We start from the raw sequence: 19,574 nt of genomic DNA, 5'->3' as shown, positions 1-19,574 counted from the left end.
CTGGTGCGGGCGGTCGGCTCGGTCGGTTCAGCGGTTACGGGCATGTGGGAGCCTTCGTGTGACGGAACGGAGTGCGGGTGTGATGCCGCCGGCCCCAGTCCAGGCCAGCGCGACGAAGACGACGGACACGACTGAGCAGCCCAGGGCGAGCCCGAGCACGGGGGAGTCCACGCTGCTCGCGCAGATCAGCCCCGCCGTGCCGGCGAGCACGGCCGCCCGTACGGGCCTGCCGATGCCTGCCACCACCTGCCGGACCCTGATCGGCACCCCCCGGCCGCCCGCGCCGTGCAGCAGGAGCAGGGCCGTGACGGTGATCCCGGCGGCGTTGGCGGCGGCGAGCCCGCACACGCCCCAGCTGCCGGCGGTGAGGGCTCCGATCACGGAGGTCACGAGGATCCCGGCGGCCATCGCGGCGAGCGGATACCAGGTGGGCCGCCGGGACGAGAAGTACGAGCGGATGAGCGCGCCCACCATCGAGTGGCCCAGCAGCCCGAGGGCGTACACGCGCATCACGGCGGCGGTGGCGGCGGTGTCCTGGGCGGTGAACGCACCGCGCTGGAAGAGGAGTCCGGTGATCTGCGGCGCACACGCCACGATCGCCGCCGCGCCGAACAGCACGATGGACGCGACCAGCGTCAGGTCCTTCTCCACCCTCTTGCGCGCCCGCTCGATGTCGCCCTCGGCCAGTGCCTGCGCCACCACCGGGAAGGTGACGGTGCACAGCATCAGCGAGAACGTCATCGGGATCTGGGCCACCTTCTGCGCGTAGTTGAGGTGCGAGATGGCTCCGGCCGGGAGGGTGGAGCCGAGGAAGCGCTCGATGAGCACCTGGGACTGACGGCACAGCGCGAAGAGGAGGACCGTGCTGACGAGCGCGAGTTCCAGCGGGCGCTCCGGCTGTGCCGCCGCCACGGACGCGGTCGACTTCCGCCTCAACTCCCGCAGCAGCGAAGGAAGCTGGGCCAAAATCATCAGCGCGCCGCCCACCGCGACCCCGACCGCCGCCGCACGCACTCCCCAGGCCTTGCCCAGGGCGAACATCGCCGTGATGATTCCCGCGTTGTACGCCACGTAGATCGCCGCGGGTGCCGTGAACCGGCGGTGGGCCCGCAGCGCGGCGCTGCAGTAACCGGCGAGGCCGAAGGTGAACACACAGGTGGCGGTCAGCCGGGTGCAGTGCACGGCGAGCCCGGGATCGGACAGCCCCGGTGCGAGCACCGCCACCACGTACGGAGCTCCGGCGATCAGCAGGGCGGCCACCGCCGCGAAGGCCAGTGACAGCCGGGGCAGCGTGGTGGCGACCAGCGAGCGCACCGGATCGCCGGGGGCGCCCTGCGCGCGGCGGGCCACGGCCACACTGAGCATGGGCACCAGGACGAGGGCCATCCCGTCCTCGATGAGGAGGGTGGCCGCGAACTCCGGGATGGTCCAGGCCACCAGGAAGGCGTCCGTCTCCGAGCCCGCTCCGAACAGGTACGACAACGCCTGGTCGCGGCCGAGGCCCAGCATCGACCCGACGGCCGTGAGCGCGGCGGTGACGAGGGTCGCCCTGGCGAGGAACCGGCCGCTCGGCGGGGCCGCATCCGTGGACTCGGCGGTGGACCGGGCGGCGGGCACCGGCACGGACCCGGGCTCGGGCGCGGCCGCGGCACTGTCGGTCACCCGGGGAGGCGTCGCGGTCATGACGCTGCGGCCCCCTCCGGCTCGGCGGCACCTGCCGCCTTCTGACCGGACGTGCGCGAGGAGAACGCCGTGTCCGCGAGGGCCCACCACGCCACGAGCCCCAGGACCACACCGGTCAGCACGGTCGAGGGCCCGCCGATGTCGGCGTACGCGAAGTCGACCAGCTGCCACACGATCAGCCCGCACGCGACGAGGCCGCAGTCGAGCCCACCGGACCCGCTCGACGGCCCGCCGCCCGTACGCCGTGCCCTCGCCAGCCGCCGCAGGGCGTACACCAGCAGCGCCAGCCAGCTCCCCGCCAGCGCCAGCAACCCGATGAGCCCCTGCTCGCTCAGCACGAGCAGGTACATGTTGTGCGGTGACAGCAGCGGCTGCTTCCGGTACGCGACTCCGGCTCCCGCGGTCTCGCTCCCGGAGGACAGCGCCAGCGAGGCCCGCCCGTCCCGGTACTCGGGGAAGGACTTCAGTCCCACGCCGGTCAGCGGCTGTTCGCGCCACATGTCGACGGCCGCCGCCCACATCGTGTACCGGTCGTTGACCGACTGGTCGGGGGCGTCCGTGACCTGGGTGATGCTGCTCATCCGCTCCTGGAGCAGCGCCGAGCCGATGCCGAGCCCGCCCACGAGGATCACGCCGACGGCGGCGACCGCCGCGAAGATTCCCACGGCCCGCCGCAGCCCCGCCAGCATCACCTGGAGTCCGCACGCGAGGGCCGTGGCGATCCAGGCTCCCCTGCTGAACGACAGCGCGAGCGGCGCCACCAGCGCCACCGCGCACAGCGCGGCAGCCGTCCGCTGCCGGACGGTGCACGGCCCCAGGGCCAGCCCGACCGCGGACACCAGCCCGAACGACACGACCGTCGCCATTCCCATGACGTCCGTGGCCCCGAAGGTGCCCACCGCCCGGATGTCCTCACCCACGTAACTGGCCCCGGTCCCGGTGACGTACTGGTGCACGCCGACGGCCCCCTGCCACAGCCCCAGCCCGACGAACGACCAGGCCAGCAACCGGAAGTCCGCCCGGTCCCGCATGCTCAGCAGAACCGCCGCGGGCACCAGCACGAAGATCTGCAGGTACCGGGTGAGCCCGGTGAGCCCGGCCTCGGGCGTCACGGCCCCGGCCACCCCCACCGCGAGCCCGACGACGGGCAGTCCCAGCACCACCGCGGCCGTCCGGGACAGCGGCCGCCGGCGGTCCCGTACGAGACGGATTCCGCACCACAGCACCAGCAGCCCGGACACGGCGTCGGCCGCGTTCGCCCCGCCCTCGCCGCCGGGGGCGACGGGCAGTGCCAGCATGGCGATCACCGCCACCACCGGCAGGGCGGGCGACGCGGCACGGGGGAGGTACCACCCTGCGCGTGTGGGGCCGAGAGCTTGCGGGAGGGCCACGGCTCAGCTCCCCGTGGGACGGACGAGCGCGACCGCCGTGCGCAGCAGGATGCAGACGTCCTGCCACAGCGACCAGTCGTCGATGTACGCGTTGTCGAACCGTGAGCGGTCCTCGATGGAGGTGTCACCGCGCAGCCCGTGGACCTGGGCGAGGCCCGTGATGCCGGTCCGCATGCGGTGGCGGTCCGCGTAGCCCGGGTGGAGCTCGCTGAACTGGCCGACGAAGTAAGGCCGTTCCGGGCGTGGCCCGACCAGGCTCATGTCGCCGCGCAGGACGTTCCACAACTGGAGCAGCTCGTCCAGGGACGTCCTGCGCAGGAAGCGGCAGAACCAGCGCATCTCGTGCTCGTTCGCCACGCTCCAGCGGGTCGCGGCCTCGTGAGCGTCGGCCGGGCGGTGCGTGCGGAACTTCAGCAGCGTGAACGTCCGCCCGCCCTTGCCGATCCGCTCCTGCCGGAACACCACTCCGGGCCCCTCGCTCAGTCGCAGGACCACGGCGGTGGTGAGCAACAGCGGGCTGACCAGAAGCAGCAGCGCACCGGAGACGGCGATGTCCAGCGCCCGCTTGTGCAGGCCCTCATGACGTTCCGTCAACTGCAGTCGACGGCAGGTGAATCCGGCGAGGCGCTCACCGCCCCGGTCGTACGACGGCGACTCCGCGTCCACCTGCCACAGCGCGCACCCGGCGGCGGCCAGGGCCGCGAGCAACGGCCCGTGTTCGGTGCGGGGGCCCACGACGAGGACGGCCTGGACGCCGTTCTGGACGATCGCCCGCCGCACCTCCTCGTCGGTGGTGAGCACCGGCAGCCCCTCGTCCCCGGTCGGCTGGCCGGCGACCACGCCCACCGGCCGCAGCCCGCAGCCGGGGTGGCGCAGGAACGCGGCGGCCACGCGTTGCGCGGTCGCCGCGGGCCCGATCACCAGAGCCGCACCGGGCCTGCGCAGCAGCGCCCGGCGCCGCTGCCAGTGCACCGCGCCCCGGCCCGCGCAACTCGCCGCCGACTGCAGGGCGCAGCCGAGGACGAGGGTGCCGGCGGACAGCACATGGTCCGGGGAGTACGCCGCCACCGCCGCCGCGAGCACGGCCCAGCCGACGGCGATCCGCGCGCAGACGGCGGGCAGTTCGTCCAGCACCGCGGGCACGGCGGGCGGCCGGTACAGCAGGGCCCGCGCGTTCAGGCACACGACGGCCAGCAGTATCCCGGCCACCAGCAGCGGGCGCCACGGTGTCCCGGCGTCGGTGAGCGCGAGGGCGACGAGGAGCGCCGCGCCCGCGTCCACCGCGAGCAGCGCCAGCCGCGCGAGGTGCCTCCGCAGGGCGGGGCGTCGCGTGGCCGGGAACCGGGGCCTACCGGTGGTTCCGCGCGGAGTGATGACCGAGACAGTCGAGGATCCGTACTCCCTTGGCTGTCCGCCGGGGGAGGGAACGGTACTTTCCGCAGTCACGAGTGGATGGACTCCCTGTACTCGGTGGTTTCCCCGCAGGGGGTGTGCTCGACGGACGCGGAGCGCGGCGCGTGACCGGAGAGGGCCGCGCCTTCGCCTTTCGCACCGCTTCCGTCGCCCAGCAGTTCGAGGTAGACGTCCGTCACGGCACCCGCCGTGTGCCGCACGTCGTGGTTGGTCAGAATGTGACGGCGCCCCAGATGGCCGAGGGACTCGCGCAGCGGCGGGTCGAGCAGCAGCCGGGTCACCGTGCGGGCCAGCGCCGTCGGATCCTCGGCGGGCACGGGTTCCTGACCCGACGGAAGGCTCTCGCGGGCCCCGTCCACATCGGTGGCCACGACGGGCCTGCCGCACGCCATGGCCTCCAGCGGCGCCAGCGCCATGCCCTCCCAGCGGGACGGCAGGACCACGAGATCGGCGGCCTGGTACCAGGGCACGGCGTCATCGGCGGCGCCGGCGAACAGCACGCCGTCGGGGGCGAGCGCCCGCAGCGCCTCGGCGTCCGGCCCGTCGCCGACCAGCACGAGGCGGGCCCCCGGCACCTGCCGGACGACCGACCGCCACGCCGCCAGCAGGATGTCCTGCCCCTTCTGCCGGCACAGCCGCCCCACGCACACGACCAGGGGGGTGTCCGCACCGATCCCGGAGAGCAGCGGAATCCCGGCCCGTACGGCACCGAGCGCCGCGGGACGGAAGCGCCCCGGATCGACTCCGTTCGCGATCACCCGCCACCGGGCCCGTACTCCGGCCCGCTCCCCGGTGACCCGCTCGGCCTCGCTCACGCACACCACCCGGTCGGCCCAGCGGGCGCCCCACCGTTCCCACCTGAGGGCGAGTGAGGCGGTGACCCCGCCGACGGCCTCGAACGACCAGGCGTGCGGCTGGAACACGGTCGGGATGCGCCCGCGTACGGCGAGCCGCGCGGCCAGTCCCGCCTTGGCGCTGTGCGCGTGCACCAGGTCGGGCCGTACGTCCGCGAGCACGTGCCGCAGGTTCCGTACCTCCTGCACGAGCGTGGGCCCCGGCGAACGCGTCGCCTGCCAGTGGCGGACGTCCGCGCCGAGGACCTTCAGGCCGGAGGCGAGACCACCGTCCGGGCAGGCGACGGTGACGTGCAGTCCGTCGTCGAGTTGGGCCCGCATCAGGTCCGTCACGACCCGGGCCACCCCGCCGTCCACGGGCTGGGTGATGTGCAGGATGCGCGAAGGAGCGGCCGACGGAGACAGGTTCATGGGGGTTCCTTGCTGACGGACACGGTGCGGGACGGTGTGCGTCACGACCTGGCGTCCACGGCGACGAAGAGGGCTCCGACCCAGGCGGGGGCCCGTCGCGAGGCGATCCGGAACGTCAGCCGGTCACCGCCGCGCCGGATTCCCTCACGCAGATCGAGGACGTCGGAGTCGTAGCCGAACGTGTTCGGGTGGGCGGGAGCACGGTCCGGGCCGGCCCCGCCGAACTCGCTGATCGTCGAGTTCAGAACGTCGTCCTGGGGGTTGGCCGCGTCGCCCAGCGCGGTCTCGCCCTGGCCGCCGGCGGCCACGGTGAACGCGTCGCCCGGAGAGCCGCGGTCCCCGTTGTAGGCGACCAGGCCGACCCGCCCGCCCGCGCCCTCCGGGTACGCCATCTCCGACATCCGGACCTCCTGGTCCCGGTCGGCGGTGAGGGCGTCGAAGCCGTCCCAGATCGCCAGGTGCCGCAGCGGCTCCGACTCCTTCTCATACGCCACCACCAGCGTCCAGCCGCCCCAGGTGCCGGCCGCCGAGCGGCCCCTGGCCACGTTGATCTGCGCCACGGTGTAGAGCCCCGGACCGGTGGACCGCACCAGCGACGTGACGTCCGCGGAGGCCTGGAAGGCGTCCGCGCCGTGCTCCGCCTGGTGTCCGACCACCGAGTCCGCGAGCACCTCCTTGTACGCGCCGCCGGACTCCGCGATGAGCACCCGCCCGTTGTCCTCCGGCGGCTTCTGCTCCCCGACACGCAGGTTGCCGCCCCAGTACAGACGCGCGTACGTCACGCGCGCCTCCTTGGGCAGACGGAGCTCGCCGTGGCTGGAGTTGTAGGTGTTCGGGTCGCTGTCGACATCGACGTAGGTCATCTCGAAGTCGCCGTTCGCCGCCGCGCGGCCGTCGCGGGCGCCGGTACACGACGACGCGGCCGTTTCGCAGGTGACGGACGAGTTGGCCGCGCGTACGATCCCGCCGTGCTGCACCGCGCGGTAGCGCTGGGTGAACGGGATGCTGCGGGCCTCCGGCGCGGGCGGTGCGGCCGGCGCGGCAGCCGTGGAGCTGCCGGGTGCCCACATCGCCGTGAGGACGAGGACGCCCACAGCCGCACGGGGAAACAGCGGACCCAGGGAATGGCGCATGACCGGCGGTGCCCTTTCGGAACGGGTGACGGTGGCAGCAGCGGCACGCGTGCGGAGTGTCCGTGCTGAGGACTGCGTCGGGCGGTTCGCAACTCTAGTCACCAACCGGACAAAGACGGTGATATTCGATGAAAACTAATAAGTGTGTCGGAATCGTGAAACATGAAAATCCTTGGCTTCCCACGGGGGAGGGGCGGCCGGTGCCGTTCCGCCGAACGGGGACCGGGTCGCGGTAGGCCTGACGTATCGTCTGATCAGGCAGGACGCGGCGACCGAGGGAAGCGCGGGAGCGCCGGACGCGCGTGATCGGTTGCGGGAAGCCGTGAGCGCTTTCACGGTGGGCTCAAGACTTCAGCGCCCGCCGAAGGGAAGACCCATGCCTGCTCTGTCCGCACGGCACATCGCGTCCAGCGCGCTGTGCGCCGCCCTCCTGGTCGGGATCACCGGCCCCGCCGCAGTGGCGGCCGACTCGGCCCGCGAGCGCGGCCCTGCGGCGTCGGCCAATGCGTGGCTCTACCGTGAGGACGCGCTTCTCACGGAAGTCAGAAAGATCAACGGTGGCGAACTCGCCCCGGTCGCCGACCTGCTGGACGCCGTGCTCAAGGCGGACGACGGCCGACTGCCTCCCGACGAGGCCAGGAGACTGGGAGATGCCGCGAAGCGCGCACTGACCGAGGCGACCGCCAAGGCTCCGGCCCTCACGGCCACCCCGACGGCGACGGCCCCGACGACGAGTGTGCTGCCGCAGGCCCCCTCCGCCTCCGCGAGCGACGAACTGGACGCTGTGGGCGATGTGCTGGACGACGCGCTGGACCAGGTGCAGGACGTGCTGGACGACGTCATGGAGGCCGTCGACGAGCTCCTGGAGGGACTCACCTCCGGTACCGGCGACGTGCTTCCGCAGGCGGGCGACCTGCTGACCGCGCTGCAGGAGCTCGTCAAGGGGCTGCTCGGAAACGGCCTGGAAGGCGTGACCTCGTCCGATCCGGCGGTGTCCAGCACGCAGACATCGACATCGACGTCGACATCCACCGCGACACCTCCGGCATCGCCCGTCACACTCCCCGTGATCACGCCACTGCTGGAGGGGCTGCTGTCAATCCTGTGAGCGCCGTACGGTACGGCTCGTGCTGTCCAGTCGTGCTGTCCAGTCGTGGTGCCGGCTCCCTGGGCCGGCACCACGACTGCTGTTCTTCCAGCGATTGTCCCGGCATCCCGGTATCTCCGTCTTTCCCGTTCGCGGGGCCCGGTTTTCGGAGATCTCATATGAGGAATCCGTAATTTCCGGCACTCCGGTTTCCGCCCCGGCCAGGGATCGTTAGGCACGGCGACAGAATTCCCCTCCGGCGGCCTGCGTCGCCGAAGAAAGGAACATGATGAAGTCCCTGAAGGCTGCTGCCGCCGTCGTTACCGGATCCCTGCTCGCCGCCGGTGCAGCCACACCCGCGTTGGCCGCCACCGCTCCCGAGCAGGCGCCCACCTACAGCGCTCCCGACCAGGCGCCGGCCGGCTTCAGTGCTCCGGCCCAGGCCAACAGCGCTCCGGCTCAGGCACCTGTCGGCAACAGTGCTCCGGCTCAGGCGCCCGCCGCCAACAGTGCTCCGGCCCAGGCGCCTGCCGGCAACGCCGCTCCGGCTCAGGCGCCCACGGGTTACAGCGCTCCGGCTCAGGCGTCGGCCGCCGCCAACCCGGCTCCGGCTCAGGCGCCCGCTGCCAACCCGGCTCCGGCTCCGGCGTCCACGGGTTACAACGCCCAGGCCCAGACCAGTGCTCCGGCCGTGGCCAGTGCTCCGGCGCAGGCTCCGGCTGCCAACCCGGCTCCGGCTCAGGCGCCGGCTGCCAACCCGGCTCCGGCTCAGGCTCCGGCCGCCAACCCCGCCCCTGCCCAGGCGCCGATCGCCGGGAGCGTCCCCGACCTGGCGACCACCGACCTCAGCGGCGGCCTGACCACCCGTGTCCCCAGCGGCCTGACCGGTGGGGCCCAGGGCTCGCTGATCCCCACGGCGAAGGAGGCCGCGGCCGCGCTGAACGAGGCCAAGCCGGTGCACGGCAACCTGTGGATGTAGGGCTGAGCCCCGCAGTTCGGAGGGACGGCCCTCGGTGAGTTTCGAGGGCCGTCCCTCCGTATGTGCGGCCGGTGATGCCGGTCCGTGACGGATGCCGGTCCGTGACGTGGGTTCAGGTCCGTGAGGTGGGTTCATGGGGAAAGCCCCGGCGCTCGGAGTGCCGGGGCTTTCGGGGCGTGACGACAGACGTCAGCGGACGTGGCGCGCCTTCTTGGAGGACTTCTTCTCGTCCTTCTTCTCGTCCTTCTTCTCGTCGCCGTTCTTGCAGACGTTGCCGACGTTCGGGTTGAGAGCGCCGACCACGGTGACGGTGTTGTTGCACACGTTGATCGGCATTTCGATCACGGCCTGCACCACATTGCCGGACAGGACGCCGGGCGAGCCGATCGCCGCGCCCTTGGCGCTGGCGTCCGCCGTGGCGAGACCCGCCCCGCTGAGCACCACGGCACCCGTGCCGAGAGCAACAGCGCCAACCTTCGCGATGCGAGACATCACGTTCTCCTTATTGACTCGGTAAGTGCGGCAGCAGTACGCGCGACCGCACTGCCCGTTCAACGCGGCGACTCCGGACGAGTCACGACGATTGTGACCGGATCACCCTTTTGTACAGATCCTCGCGCGCGGTCGGCTCGACGTGATGCCGCGCTCGGCCACCTCGATACCTGCACAGAAGTTCCACAGCGCGCCCTTTCTCAGGAAACCGACGCGAGTTGGGCGTTTCATCCGATAAAAGTCATAACCGTCACCTACAGTCAACGACTGTGAGTGATCAGCCCGTCGCGGGCTGTGTCCACGTAAGGAACGGAGAGGTAATGCGCAAGTACCAGAAGGCCGCAGTCGTCGTGGCCATGCTCGGCAGCGTCAGCTTCCTGGGTGCCGGTGTCGCCACCGCGGGCGGGGACGGCAAGGTCAAGATCGACAACAAGCAGAACCAGGCGTGCAGCCAGAACGACTTCGAGCAGGGTCTCATCAACGTCGACGACGTCAACGTCAACGTCGGCGCCCTTATCGGCCTCGCCAACCAGGACAACAGTGAGCGTGAGTCCCTGCATTGCACCCAGATCGGCAAGTGATCGCCGCTCAGGTGATCTAGTGCCGCATCGGGGCGCCTCTGCCCTGTGCTGACATGACGCGCCGTTCGGATGCCCATCCGGACGGCGCGGTGTCGTTGTTCGCAGGGCGGTTGGCCGGACGTGGCCGCCCGCACTCGGCCGCCCGGTGTATGTGTACCGGCGCCACGACGTGCATTTTTTCAGGAAACTTACGCGATTGGGCGTTTCGCCTGTCAAAAGCCGCATAGCTGACTTACTTTAGCCACTGTCGGTGACCGGCCCATCGCGGGCTGTGTCTATCTGAGAACGGAGAGGTAATGCGCAAGTACCAGAAGGCCGCAGTCGTCGTGGCCATGCTCGGTAGCGTCAGCTTCCTGGGTGCCGGTGTCGGTCACGCTGCGGGCGGGGACGGCAAGGTCAAGATCGACAACAAGCAGAACCAGTCCTGCGAGCAGAACGAGGACACGCAGGGTCTCGTGAACGTCGACGACGTCAACGTCAACGTCGCCGCCATCCTCGGCCTCGCCAACCAGGACAACAGCGAGCGTAAGTCGCTGTCCTGCACGCAGGTCTTCTCTCTCGGCAAGAAGTGATCACTGATCAGGTGATCTAGGTAGTACTCGGGGCCCGGACCAGGTGTTCGGGCCCCGAGTTCTGTTCCGGTAAAGGAGAAGGTAGATGCTCAACTCGAAGAAGGTCGTGGTGGCAGTGGCGGCGGGACTCCTGGGGGGTTCCGCTCTGGTCGGTGGCGGTGCTGTCCAGGCCTTCGCCGCTGATGGCACCGGCAGGTGCGTCGACGACGGTCGGGGTCACGTTCGCTGCGAGGACGTGATCAAGCGTGATGCCCTCCCCGACTCGTACGAAAGCATTCAGGTCGTCAACAACTCGACGCAGAACTGCCCGCCTTCAAGCAGCGGGGCTACCTGTGTCAGTGACGTCGCCAAGTCCGGCAAGAAGTCCTGACGCCTCGTTGGTCGACGGGGTGCGGACGCCTCGTGGGTGCGCGTGTGGTGGTACGGCAATGCCACGACAATATCTTTTTTCAAGAAACTTACGTGATTGGGCGTTTCGCCCGTCAACTGCCGTAAACGGCACCTACAGTGATCGACTGTCAGTGACTGGTCCATCGCGGACTGTGTTTGCTTGAGAACGGAGAGGTAATGCGCAAGTACCAGAAGGCCGCAGTCATCGTGGCCATGCTCAGCAGCGTCAGCTTCCTGGGCGCCGGTGTCGGTCACGCTGCTGACGGGGACGCCAAGGTCAAGATCGACAACAAGCAGAACCAGTCCTGCGAGCAGAACGAAAAGAAGCAGGGACTCATCAACATCGACGACATCAACGTCAACCTCGCGATCCTCGGCATCGCCAACCAGGACAACAGCGAGCGCGAGTCGCTGACCTGCACGCAGCTCAACGACATCAAGTGATCGCTGATCACGTGATCTAGGCAGGGCTCGGGGCTCGGACCAGGTGTCCGAGCCCCGGGACCTGCCCCTGGTTTTTGCCGGTCCAAGTGTCCGGAACGACTCCGCCGTCCAGTCACGGGGGGTTGACCGTAAAGGAAAAGGTAGATGCTCAACTCGAAGAAGATCGCGGCGGTAGCGGCAGCGGGACTCCTGGGGAGCTTTGCTCTGGTCGGTGGCGGTGCCGTCCAGGCCTTCGCCGCTGATGGCGCCGGCAGGTGCGTCGAGGATGGTAACGGCCAGGTTCGCTGCGTGGACCAGGGCAAGTACAAGGTCACCACCGACAAGGCCGGAAACGTCACCGTCGTCAACAACTCGTCGCAGACCTGCCCGACTTCGCAGAGCCAGGTCAGCTGCGTCAGCGATGTCGTCGTCCCTGGCAAGAACTGACGTCCGACCGCGTAAGTCCTCCCCTCCCCGCAGCAGAGGATGGCCGGGACCCGATACCGGGTCCCGGCCATCCTTGTTCGTCCACCGGCCCGGAGGCGAAGCGGGCAACAGGTCTTTCATATGAATTCCAGGAACTTGGTCAGGGAGGGTTTCCATGGCAACCGGCCATTCGTTGGCCATGGCGAAGTGAGGCCGGGCATGCGATGCCTGGGAACTGAATTCCCCTCTGGTGACCGCGTGTTGCCGAAGAAAGGAACCCATATGAAGCAGCTGAAGGTTGCCGCCGTCCTTGCCGGATCCCTCGTCGTCGCCGGTGCCGCTTCGCCCGCGTTCGCCGCTCAGCCCGCGGACGTGGCGCTGCCGCTCAATGGCCTCAGCAACACGGCTGCCCAGGCCAAGAAAGGCACCGGCGCCCTCCCGGCCGGCGGCCGGACCAAGCACGGCAAGGGCGTGGCCAACCTGTCTCAGATCGTGCCCGGTGGCCTCCTGAAGGGGCTCCCGGTCGTCAAGTAGCGGTTCCGCCCCTCACGATGGGGCGCAGACATCCCTTTGTCCCTTGTGGGCCCGGAGGTATGACCTCCGGGCCCACAAGCGTGTCAGGAGTCCGCCGGACGGTGCACCCGGCGGTCTCTCCTCTGTTCCGCGTTCAGCCGACGGTGATCGGCTCGGGCTTCCGGTCGGCCAGCCGCTTCTCGTGGGCCACCGAGACGATGATGTCCCGCAGCCGCTCGGTGTACCGCCGCATGTTGTGGTACGCGATGTCGGTGTCGGGGTAGCGGCAGGCGAACCACAGGCCCTCGTGGAGCCGGTTGAGCCAGACGCACACCTGGTCGCCGTACGACACCCTCATCAGTCCGTAGACCGACAGCTCGGCCCAGCGGTCGGAGCCGGGCAGGCCACGGGCGTCGACGTACGAGACGATCGAGTACAGGTCGGGTGAGGTCGGGCGGAAGTCGGCGCCGAGCAGGCGCAGTACACGGGCCAGGGGAATGCGCGCCAGGGACCGGTTGGCCCGCAGCTCGGCCTGCACCGCCCGCAGGGCGCTCGCGAAGTCGGGTGTCCGGGTGAGGGGGACCTCAAGTGGTGCGCCGCCGACGTACCAGCCCACGGAGTCCGACCACCGGGACTTCACCCGGGTGTGGAACGGTACGACGGTGCGGTAGACGGACTCATCGCCGAGCTGGTGGACGATGAGGCTCGTGGCGGCCAGGATGCCGGCCGGACCTCCGCCGTAGGGCCGGCAGTACGACTCGAAGGCGGCGGCGTCGTCCGCGTCCACGAGCATCTCGTTCATGAGCCGCTGGGAGGGGAGCTCACCGCCGGGGGCCAGGCCGAGGTCGAGGGGGAAGTCCGGCAGCTTTCCGCCGCAGCGGTTGATGAACTCCCGCCAGCGGGCCACGACCTCGTGGGTGGCGTCGATCCGGTCCGCGTCCGCCCGCTCGATCTCGCAGAAGTCTACGTAACTGCCAGGCGGTGTCTGCTCCACGCGGCGGCCCTCCACGCCCGCCGTGTAGAGCTCGTGGATGTCGGCCGGGAGGCGCTGGACGGAGTACGAGTCCACGTTGCTGTGGTCGAAGGCCAGGTACACGCTGGTGCAGTCGTCCCGGACGACCGCCGTGTAGAGGAAGTTCGGCCAGCGCAGTGCGTCCGCCGTGACGTCGAAGCGGTCCTGGAGGTACTGGGCGACCTCCGTCGGGTCGGAGAAGTCGCCGATGACTTCGCGGTGCAGGGACACCGCGTCGGCGTCGAGTGTGAACCGGCGCATCTCGTCGTCGGATTCGCCGGTCCAGCGGAAGCCGCTGCGCAGCGTCTCGTGCCGGAGCGTCCAGCTGCGCAGTGCCTCTTGCAGGATGTCGAGATCGACCGTGCCCGGGATGTCGAAGGCCGTGCCCACCCAGGTCGGTACGAACAGGCCGTCATCCCGCACCGAGCGGACCGTTCTGATGTGCGACTCCTGGATGTACGCCGGCGGCCGCGAGTCCTCCGGCAGGCTCGCCGCCGCCTCGACCGTCGCCGGACTGAGCGTCCACTCGACGAGCCGTCCGGGTCGGATCTCGCAGCGATGCATGTCGGTGATGCGCACGGGTGTCTCCGTTCACGGGTGGGGCAGATCCGGTTCGACCGGATCAGTCAAGGGAATGCCGCGTCCGCGACGGAAACACACCGACACGTGCGGTATCCCGGCTTTTCAATGGATCGGGTGGCATGTCGAACAACGATGCTCAGCGGTTTTCGTCTCCGGCGGGCCGGTCATTGGCGCAAACGGATGAAGAAATTCGGTTCGGTTCCGGGAGCCTGGCCGTTGGCGTCCGCACCATGGGTACCGACCGACTGATCCGTATGTTCACCGATGAGAAGAAGGTTCGCGTGTTCGCGGCCGTGGCCCTCGGGGCGGACACCCCCGCCAGGGTCGGTGAGACGGCGGGCTGAGCGTCGCGTACGGGCACTTCCGGGAGCACGTACGGGAGGAGCGGGTACGGGAGGAGCGGGGCGGCCGGGAGGGTGTCGAGGGGTACGGCGCGGGGGACGAGCGGACCGAGGCGGTGCTGCGGACCTTCGTGCGCGACGGGCGTCTCGTACGGCTGCCTGCGCAGTGGCAGCGCAAGGTGGTCGTCATCCGGCACATCGCCGAGCGGACCTTCGAGCCCGGCATCGAGTACCCGGAGCGGGCGGTCAACGAGAAACTGCAGGTCTGGTGCGAAAACGCACCGGTCGACCATGTGACGCTGCGGCGGTATCCGGTGGACCTCGGGCACCTGCGGCGGCAGTTCGGCTTCTACTGGCGGGCCGCCCAGGCCTGATACGGGTTCGGGGTGGGCTTCGGGCCCGCTCAAGGGCCCCTTAAGACGTGCCCGGCAGGGTCGGCGTGGCCACCGGTCAGTGGTGGTGAGCGACGCGCGATTCTGTGAAGGGGAGACACCATGGGCACGGTTGCGAGCACCGCCGTGGGCGAGCGGACCGGACCGCTGGACCGGCTGCGCGCCCTCCATGCCGAAGGACGCCTCGCCGACGCGTACGACGAGGTGCCCGGTCTGCTGGCCGAGCTGGCCGCGGCGGGGAATCCGGCCGGGCCGCCCGCGCCCGACCTGGTGCGCGCCGGACAGCTGCTCGCCCGTCTCGACCCGGAGCAGGTGCTGCGCGAGCACCCCGGCACCGACACGTTCTCCGTCGCGGTCACCGGCCACTCCACCCTCAACGGGCTCAAGGCCCCGCTGACCGCCGAACTCGCCCGCCACGGAATGCTGCTGAAGCTGCACGAGGGCGACTACGACTCGTGGTACCGCGATCTCCAGGACACCGGCAGCGAGCTGTACGCCTCGGGTGCCGATCTGGCGCTGTGTGTGCTTGATTCTGAAATTGTCTTTGACGAGCTGCCGCATCCCTGGCTGGTGGACGATGTGGAGCGGGTCACCGTCGCGAAGCTGGCGCTGGTCCGGCAGCTCGCGGAGCGGTATGTCACGCACGGTGCCGGCACCCTGGTGCTCAACACCGTGCCGCTGCTGCGCAGCCGGCTGCGCAGCCTGGTCGACTCCCGGTCGCGGGCCCGGCTCGGGGTCGTCTGGCGGGAGTTCAACGCGGGGCTGCTGCGGCTGGCGGCCGAGCACGACCGCGTCCACGTCGTCGACCTCGATCCGCTGATCGCCTCCTCGGGCCCGGTCAACGAGCCGCGGCTCGCCGCCTACGCCAAGGTGCACCTCGGTGAGGAACTGCTGGCCGGGTACGCCCGTGAGGCCGGCCACCTGGCGCGTGCCCTGCGCGGGCGCACCAAGAAGGTGCTGGTGGTCGATCTGGACAACACCCTGTGGGACGGCATCCTCGGCGACGACGGCCCCGACGGCATCGCCGCCGCCACCACCTACCGCGGTGAGGCGTTCGGCCGCTTCCAGAAGGCCGTCGGCCAGATCGGCGCCCAGGGCGTACTGCTCGCGGTGTGCAGCAAGAACGACATCGAGCCGGTCCGCGCCGTGCTGGGCGACCACCCCGACATGGTGCTGCGCGACGGCGACTTCGTGCAGGTCGTCGCCAACTGGGACCCCAAGGACAGCAATCTGCTGGCCATCGCCCGCAAGCTCAACCTCGGTGTGGACAGCTTTGTCTTCGCCGACGACTCGCCGTTCGAGTGCGGTCTGGTGGCCCGGAGCCTGCCCGGTGTCGCCGTGGTCCGGCTCGACGAGGAACCCGCCCTGCACATCGAGCGGCTGCTCGCCGACGGCTGGTTCGACCTGCGGGAGCTGACCGCCGAGGACCGCGCCCGGGCGACGCAGTACCGCACCGAGGCGGCCCGCCAGGACCTCATGGAAAGCGCGGGCTCCATGGAGGAGTACCTCGCGGAACTCGGCGTCGAGGTCACCCTCTCGCCCGTGGCGGACCACGAGATCGCCCGGGTCTCCCAGGTGACGCTGCGCACCAACCAGTTCAACCTCACGACCGAGCGGCTCCAGCAGGCCGACGTACGGGCCCGGCGGGACTCCGACGACGGGCTGGTGCTGGCGATCCGCTCCGCGGACCGGTTCGGTGACAACGGGCTGGTCGGGGTCGTCCTGGTGAGCGGCGTCGGCGCGGACGGCGGCTGGCACATCGACAACATGCTGCTGAGCTGCCGGGTGTTCGCCCGCGGCATCGAAGAGGCCTGCCTGGCCGCCGTGCTGCGCGAGGCCGGGGAGCGCGGGGCCGGAGCCGTGCACGCCCGCTACCGTCCGACCGCGAAGAACCACCGGGTACGCACCCTGTACCCGTCCGTGGGCTTCTCGGAGACGGGCGAGGACGAGGACGGCACCGTGTCGTTCCGCCACGACCTGACCGGGGAGCAGCTGCCCACGCCGCCGGCACACGTCCGCCTGACGGCGGACTTCGGCCGGCCGGCGTCCTGAGGTGGGCGGCGGCATGGTGGCGCGGCCTGACATGCGAGGGCCTGGCATGCGGTGGCCCGGTATGTGGTGGTGGACCGTGCGCCGGGCGGCGTGGCGGGTGCGGCGGGGACCGCCACGTTCCTGGCGGACGGCTTCGGCGCGCTCGCCGTCATGTTCGGCATGGTTCCGCCGGTCTCCGTGGACCAGGCGAAGCAGTGGTGGCTCGGTGACGACGATCCCAGGTCTCTGGGCGGCATCCGCCCGCTCGACGCGCCGCCGGGCGCCCATCCGGAGCGACTGGTCGCCGACGCGCCGCTCTCCCCGGGCGAACGGGAGTTGTGGGCGCAGTTGGAGGGTCCCGGGCGGGTGGGGGAGGAGCCCGGCCGACGGGAGTGAGGCAGCCGCCTCGGCAGCCGAGAGAGGGGCGCCGGTGTCAGGGCCGACAGAGGACTGGTGAGGGAGCCCTGAGCAGGGGCCGGTGACGGAGCCGCCAGAGAAGCCGGTGACAGAGCCGTAAGCCGGGGCCGGGGACCGGGCCTTGGGTGACGGTCGCGACTGGGCCGTGAGTGACGCCGCGTCTGAGCCTTGGGTGACGGTCGCGACTGGGCCGTGAGCGACGCCGCGTCTGAGCCGTGGGTGACGGCCGCGACTGAGCCGTAAGCCGGGGCCGGGGACCGGGCCTTGGGTGACGGTCGCGACTGGGCCGTGAGCGACGTCGCGTCTGAGCCGTGGGTGACGGTCGCGACTGGGCCGTGATCGAGGGCCGCGACTGGGACGTCAGCGAGGGCCGCTGGCAGAGCCGTGAGCGAGGGCCGCGACTGGGACGTCAGCGAGGGCCGCTGGCAGAGCCGTGAGCGAGGGCCGCTGGCAGAGCCGTCAGCAAGGGTCGCGACCGGGCCGTGAGTAGGGGCTGCCGGTGGAGCCGCAAGAGGGGCTTTAGAGGCGGGTCCGACCATCGGCACGACAGCTCCGGCAGGCAGTGCGGCCTGCCGGTAGGTCAGCCGTTCGGCCGGTCGGTTCAACCGGTTTCAACGCGATACGAGGCGCTTCGAGGCAAGGGGAATGACGGTGGCGGAATTCGGTTCATTCGCGGAGCTCGTGCTGACACGGTCGGATGAACGCGGCGACGGTGACGCGTTCCTGTTCCTCGCGGACGGAGTCAAGGGCAAGGAACCCGAACAGCTGTCCTATCTGGGCCTGGACCGCGCGGCCAGGGACATCGCGTCCTGGCTGCAGGAACGCGGGCTGGCGGGGCGTCAGGTCCTGCTGCTCTTCCCGTCCGGCCTGGACTTCGTCAAGGCGTTCGTGGGCTGCCTCTACGCCGGGGCCGTCGCGGTGCCCGCCCCGCTCCCCTCCGAGCAGGGCCAACACTTCCGCCGGGTGTCCGGGATCGTCCGCGACGCCCGGGTCGGCGCGGTGCTGACCCTCGCCGAGCAGGCCCCCGAGGTGGAGGCGTGGCTGAAGTCCGAGGGCTTCTCGGACGTGGCCTGCCTGGCCACGGACCAGGGAACCGTCGGCGACGCGGGTGCCTGGCGCGACCCGGGACTGAGCCCGCAGGATCTGGCCTTCCTCCAGTACACCTCGGGCTCCACCAGCGAGCCCAAGGGCGTGATGGTGACGCACGGCAACCTGCTCGCCAACGAGGCGGCCATCGCCCGCTCCACCGGCAACACCTCGGAGTCGACTGTCGGCGGCTGGCTGCCCTTCTACCACGACATGGGTCTCATGGGGCATGTGCTGCAGCCGCTGTGGCTGGGCACCAAGGGCGTCCTGATCCCCCCGGTGTCGTTCCTGCGCAGGCCCGTCCGCTGGCTGGAGCTGGTCAGCGAGTACGGCGTGAACGCCAGCGCCGGCCCCAACTTCTCGTTCGACCTGTGCGTCCGGCGGATCACCGACGCACAGCTGGAGGGGCTGGACCTGTCGTCGTGGCGCACGGCCTGCAACGGCGCCGAGCCGGTCAGGGCCGAGACCGTCAAGGCGTTCACCGAGCGCTTCGGGCCGTACGGGTTCCGGCCCGAGGCCATGTTCCCCTGCTACGGCATGGCCGAGACCACGCTGCTGGTGACCGGCATCCCCAGGAACCGCGCCGCACTGCTGCGTGAGGTGGACGCGGCCGGTCTGGAGCGCGGTGTGGTGGAGGGCCCGTACCTGGGCGCTCTGCGGCGCACCCTGGTCAGCAGCGGCGTGGCACGGGCCGAGGACTTCGAGGTGCGGATCGTCGACCCCGAGACCCTGGTCGAGTGTGCTGAGGGGAAGGTCGGGGAGATCTGGGTGCGCGGCGCCAGCGTGTCCTCCGGCTACTGGGAGCGGCCGGAGGTGAACGCCGAGATCTTCGGCGCCCGGATCGTGGACCAGGAGGAACTCGGTACCTGGCTGCGCACCGGCGACCTGGGTGTCCTCGGCGACGGGGAACTCTTCGTGACCGGCCGGCTGAAGGAAATGGTCCTCATCAACGGCCGCAACATCTACCCGTACGACGTGGAGAGCGCCGTCCGCGCCCTGAACCCGGCGATCGGCACCGGAGCCGTCTTCGCCGTCGACACCGGCGGCCAGGAGCACCTCGTGGTGATCCACGAGATCCGGGCCGCCGCGGCGGGCGCGGACCTGAAGACCGTCACCGCCGAGGTCCAGCAGCACGTCGGCAGGGAGTTCGCCGTGCCGGTCGGCAACGTGCTGTTCGTCCGCCCCGGCACCGTACGCAAGACCACCAGCGGCAAGACCCAGCGGACGCTGATGCGGAAGCTGTTCCTCGAAGGCGCGGTCGGCGCCCTGCACTCCGTGCTGGACCCGACGGTCGCGGCGCTCGTCGAAGCGGGCGCGCAGGCCGCTCAGACCGACGGTCCGGCGCCGGCCGAGGTGGGCTGAGGC

Annotated in this window: 20 protein-coding genes; 13 read left to right on the top strand and 7 right to left on the bottom strand. The window is 70.5% G+C overall.

Annotation, left to right across the window (positions count from 1 at the left end):
* Window positions 1–27 precede the first annotated feature (27 nt).
* From murJ to E0500_RS02035, 5 genes are all read right to left on the bottom strand, one after another.
* Complete coding sequence (murJ, locus tag E0500_RS02055) at window positions 28–1,683, bottom strand: murein biosynthesis integral membrane protein MurJ (RefSeq protein WP_131561280.1); 1,656 nt, start codon at window positions 1,681–1,683, stop codon at window positions 28–30.
* Window positions 1,680–2,981, bottom strand: coding sequence for an O-antigen ligase (locus E0500_RS02050; RefSeq protein WP_131561297.1), 1,302 nt, complete (start codon window positions 2,979–2,981; stop codon window positions 1,680–1,682). Before E0500_RS02050 ends, murJ begins: the two co-directional genes overlap by 4 nt.
* Window positions 2,982–3,077: 96 nt before the next feature.
* Window positions 3,078–4,520: an exopolysaccharide biosynthesis polyprenyl glycosylphosphotransferase gene (locus E0500_RS02045; RefSeq protein WP_131561278.1), complete on the bottom strand. Its 1,443-nt coding sequence runs from the start codon at window positions 4,518–4,520 to the stop codon at window positions 3,078–3,080.
* Complete coding sequence (locus E0500_RS02040) at window positions 4,517–5,752, bottom strand: glycosyltransferase (RefSeq protein WP_131561277.1); 1,236 nt, start codon at window positions 5,750–5,752, stop codon at window positions 4,517–4,519. The genes E0500_RS02045 and E0500_RS02040 overlap by 4 nt, the downstream gene beginning before the upstream one ends.
* 41 nt (window positions 5,753–5,793) lie before the next feature.
* Window positions 5,794–6,885, bottom strand: coding sequence for a DUF3344 domain-containing protein (locus E0500_RS02035; protein WP_131561275.1), 1,092 nt, complete (start codon window positions 6,883–6,885; stop codon window positions 5,794–5,796).
* Window positions 6,886–7,261: 376 nt separating this feature from the next.
* On the opposite strand from E0500_RS02035, the gene E0500_RS02030 reads away from it, so the two are divergent.
* Complete coding sequence (locus E0500_RS02030; protein ID WP_131561273.1) at window positions 7,262–7,993, top strand: hypothetical protein; 732 nt, start codon at window positions 7,262–7,264, stop codon at window positions 7,991–7,993.
* Between the two features lie 265 nt (window positions 7,994–8,258).
* On the top strand, window positions 8,259–8,951 hold the full coding sequence (locus E0500_RS02025; RefSeq protein WP_131561271.1) for a hypothetical protein: 693 nt from the start codon (window positions 8,259–8,261) through the stop codon (window positions 8,949–8,951).
* A 189-nt stretch (window positions 8,952–9,140) separates the two neighbouring features.
* Here E0500_RS02025 and E0500_RS02020 read toward each other — a convergent pair whose 3' ends face one another.
* Window positions 9,141–9,443: a chaplin gene (locus E0500_RS02020; RefSeq protein ID WP_131561269.1), complete on the bottom strand. Its 303-nt coding sequence runs from the start codon at window positions 9,441–9,443 to the stop codon at window positions 9,141–9,143.
* 320 nt (window positions 9,444–9,763) lie between these two features.
* Between E0500_RS02020 and E0500_RS02015 the strand changes: the two genes are divergently transcribed.
* The 6 genes from E0500_RS02015 (at window position 9,764) to E0500_RS01990 (ending at window position 12,369) form a co-directional block, all read left to right on the top strand.
* Window positions 9,764–10,024 carry a hypothetical protein gene (locus E0500_RS02015; RefSeq protein WP_131561267.1) on the top strand — a complete coding sequence of 87 codons (261 nt, stop codon included), beginning with the start codon at window positions 9,764–9,766 and terminating at the stop codon, window positions 10,022–10,024.
* A 296-nt stretch (window positions 10,025–10,320) separates the two neighbouring features.
* Complete coding sequence (locus E0500_RS02010; protein ID WP_131561265.1) at window positions 10,321–10,596, top strand: hypothetical protein; 276 nt, start codon at window positions 10,321–10,323, stop codon at window positions 10,594–10,596.
* Between the two features lie 85 nt (window positions 10,597–10,681).
* Window positions 10,682–10,966: a hypothetical protein gene (locus E0500_RS02005; protein WP_131561263.1), complete on the top strand. Its 285-nt coding sequence runs from the start codon at window positions 10,682–10,684 to the stop codon at window positions 10,964–10,966.
* Between the two features lie 197 nt (window positions 10,967–11,163).
* Entirely contained in the window at window positions 11,164–11,430 is a 267-nt protein-coding gene (locus E0500_RS02000; RefSeq protein WP_131561261.1) for a hypothetical protein, read from the top strand.
* A 144-nt stretch (window positions 11,431–11,574) separates the two neighbouring features.
* On the top strand, window positions 11,575–11,856 hold the full coding sequence (locus tag E0500_RS01995) for a hypothetical protein (RefSeq protein ID WP_131561259.1): 282 nt from the start codon (window positions 11,575–11,577) through the stop codon (window positions 11,854–11,856).
* 261 nt (window positions 11,857–12,117) lie between these two features.
* The gene (locus E0500_RS01990; RefSeq protein ID WP_131561257.1) at window positions 12,118–12,369 is read left to right on the top strand and encodes a hypothetical protein; all 252 of its coding nucleotides are present in this window, start codon (window positions 12,118–12,120) and stop codon (window positions 12,367–12,369) included.
* 133 nt (window positions 12,370–12,502) lie between these two features.
* Here the strand turns inward: E0500_RS01990 and E0500_RS01985 are convergent, their stop codons facing one another.
* Window positions 12,503–13,939 carry a condensation domain-containing protein gene (locus E0500_RS01985; RefSeq protein ID WP_131561256.1) on the bottom strand — a complete coding sequence of 479 codons (1,437 nt, stop codon included), beginning with the start codon at window positions 13,937–13,939 and terminating at the stop codon, window positions 12,503–12,505.
* 122 nt (window positions 13,940–14,061) lie between these two features.
* On the opposite strand from E0500_RS01985, the gene E0500_RS44845 reads away from it, so the two are divergent.
* The 5 genes from E0500_RS44845 to E0500_RS01965 all read left to right on the top strand — a co-directional run bounded on the left by E0500_RS44845 (window position 14,062) and on the right by E0500_RS01965 (window position 19,571).
* Window positions 14,062–14,286, top strand: coding sequence for a hypothetical protein (locus E0500_RS44845; RefSeq protein ID WP_309504814.1), 225 nt, complete (start codon window positions 14,062–14,064; stop codon window positions 14,284–14,286).
* Between the two features lie 113 nt (window positions 14,287–14,399).
* A complete protein-coding gene (locus E0500_RS44840) occupies window positions 14,400–14,657 on the top strand; it encodes a DUF2087 domain-containing protein (protein ID WP_309504813.1) in 258 nt (85 codons plus the stop codon).
* A gap of 120 nt (window positions 14,658–14,777) precedes the next feature.
* Window positions 14,778–16,727 (top strand): HAD family hydrolase, encoded by a 1,950-nt coding sequence (locus E0500_RS01975; RefSeq protein WP_131561254.1) that lies wholly within the window; start codon window positions 14,778–14,780, stop codon window positions 16,725–16,727.
* 51 nt (window positions 16,728–16,778) lie between these two features.
* Window positions 16,779–17,102 (top strand): DUF6059 family protein, encoded by a 324-nt coding sequence (locus E0500_RS01970; protein ID WP_309504812.1) that lies wholly within the window; start codon window positions 16,779–16,781, stop codon window positions 17,100–17,102.
* Between the two features lie 672 nt (window positions 17,103–17,774).
* Window positions 17,775–19,571: a fatty acyl-AMP ligase gene (locus tag E0500_RS01965; protein ID WP_131561250.1), complete on the top strand. Its 1,797-nt coding sequence runs from the start codon at window positions 17,775–17,777 to the stop codon at window positions 19,569–19,571.
* The last annotated feature ends 3 nt before the right edge of the window (window positions 19,572–19,574 follow it).

The organism is Streptomyces sp. KM273126 (assembly GCF_004337435.2).
Taxonomy (GTDB): Bacteria; Actinomycetota; Actinomycetes; order Streptomycetales; family Streptomycetaceae; genus Streptomyces; species Streptomyces acidicola.
The sequence above is the reverse complement of the archived record's forward strand: the minus strand, read 5'-3'. Positions and strand labels throughout refer to the sequence as shown.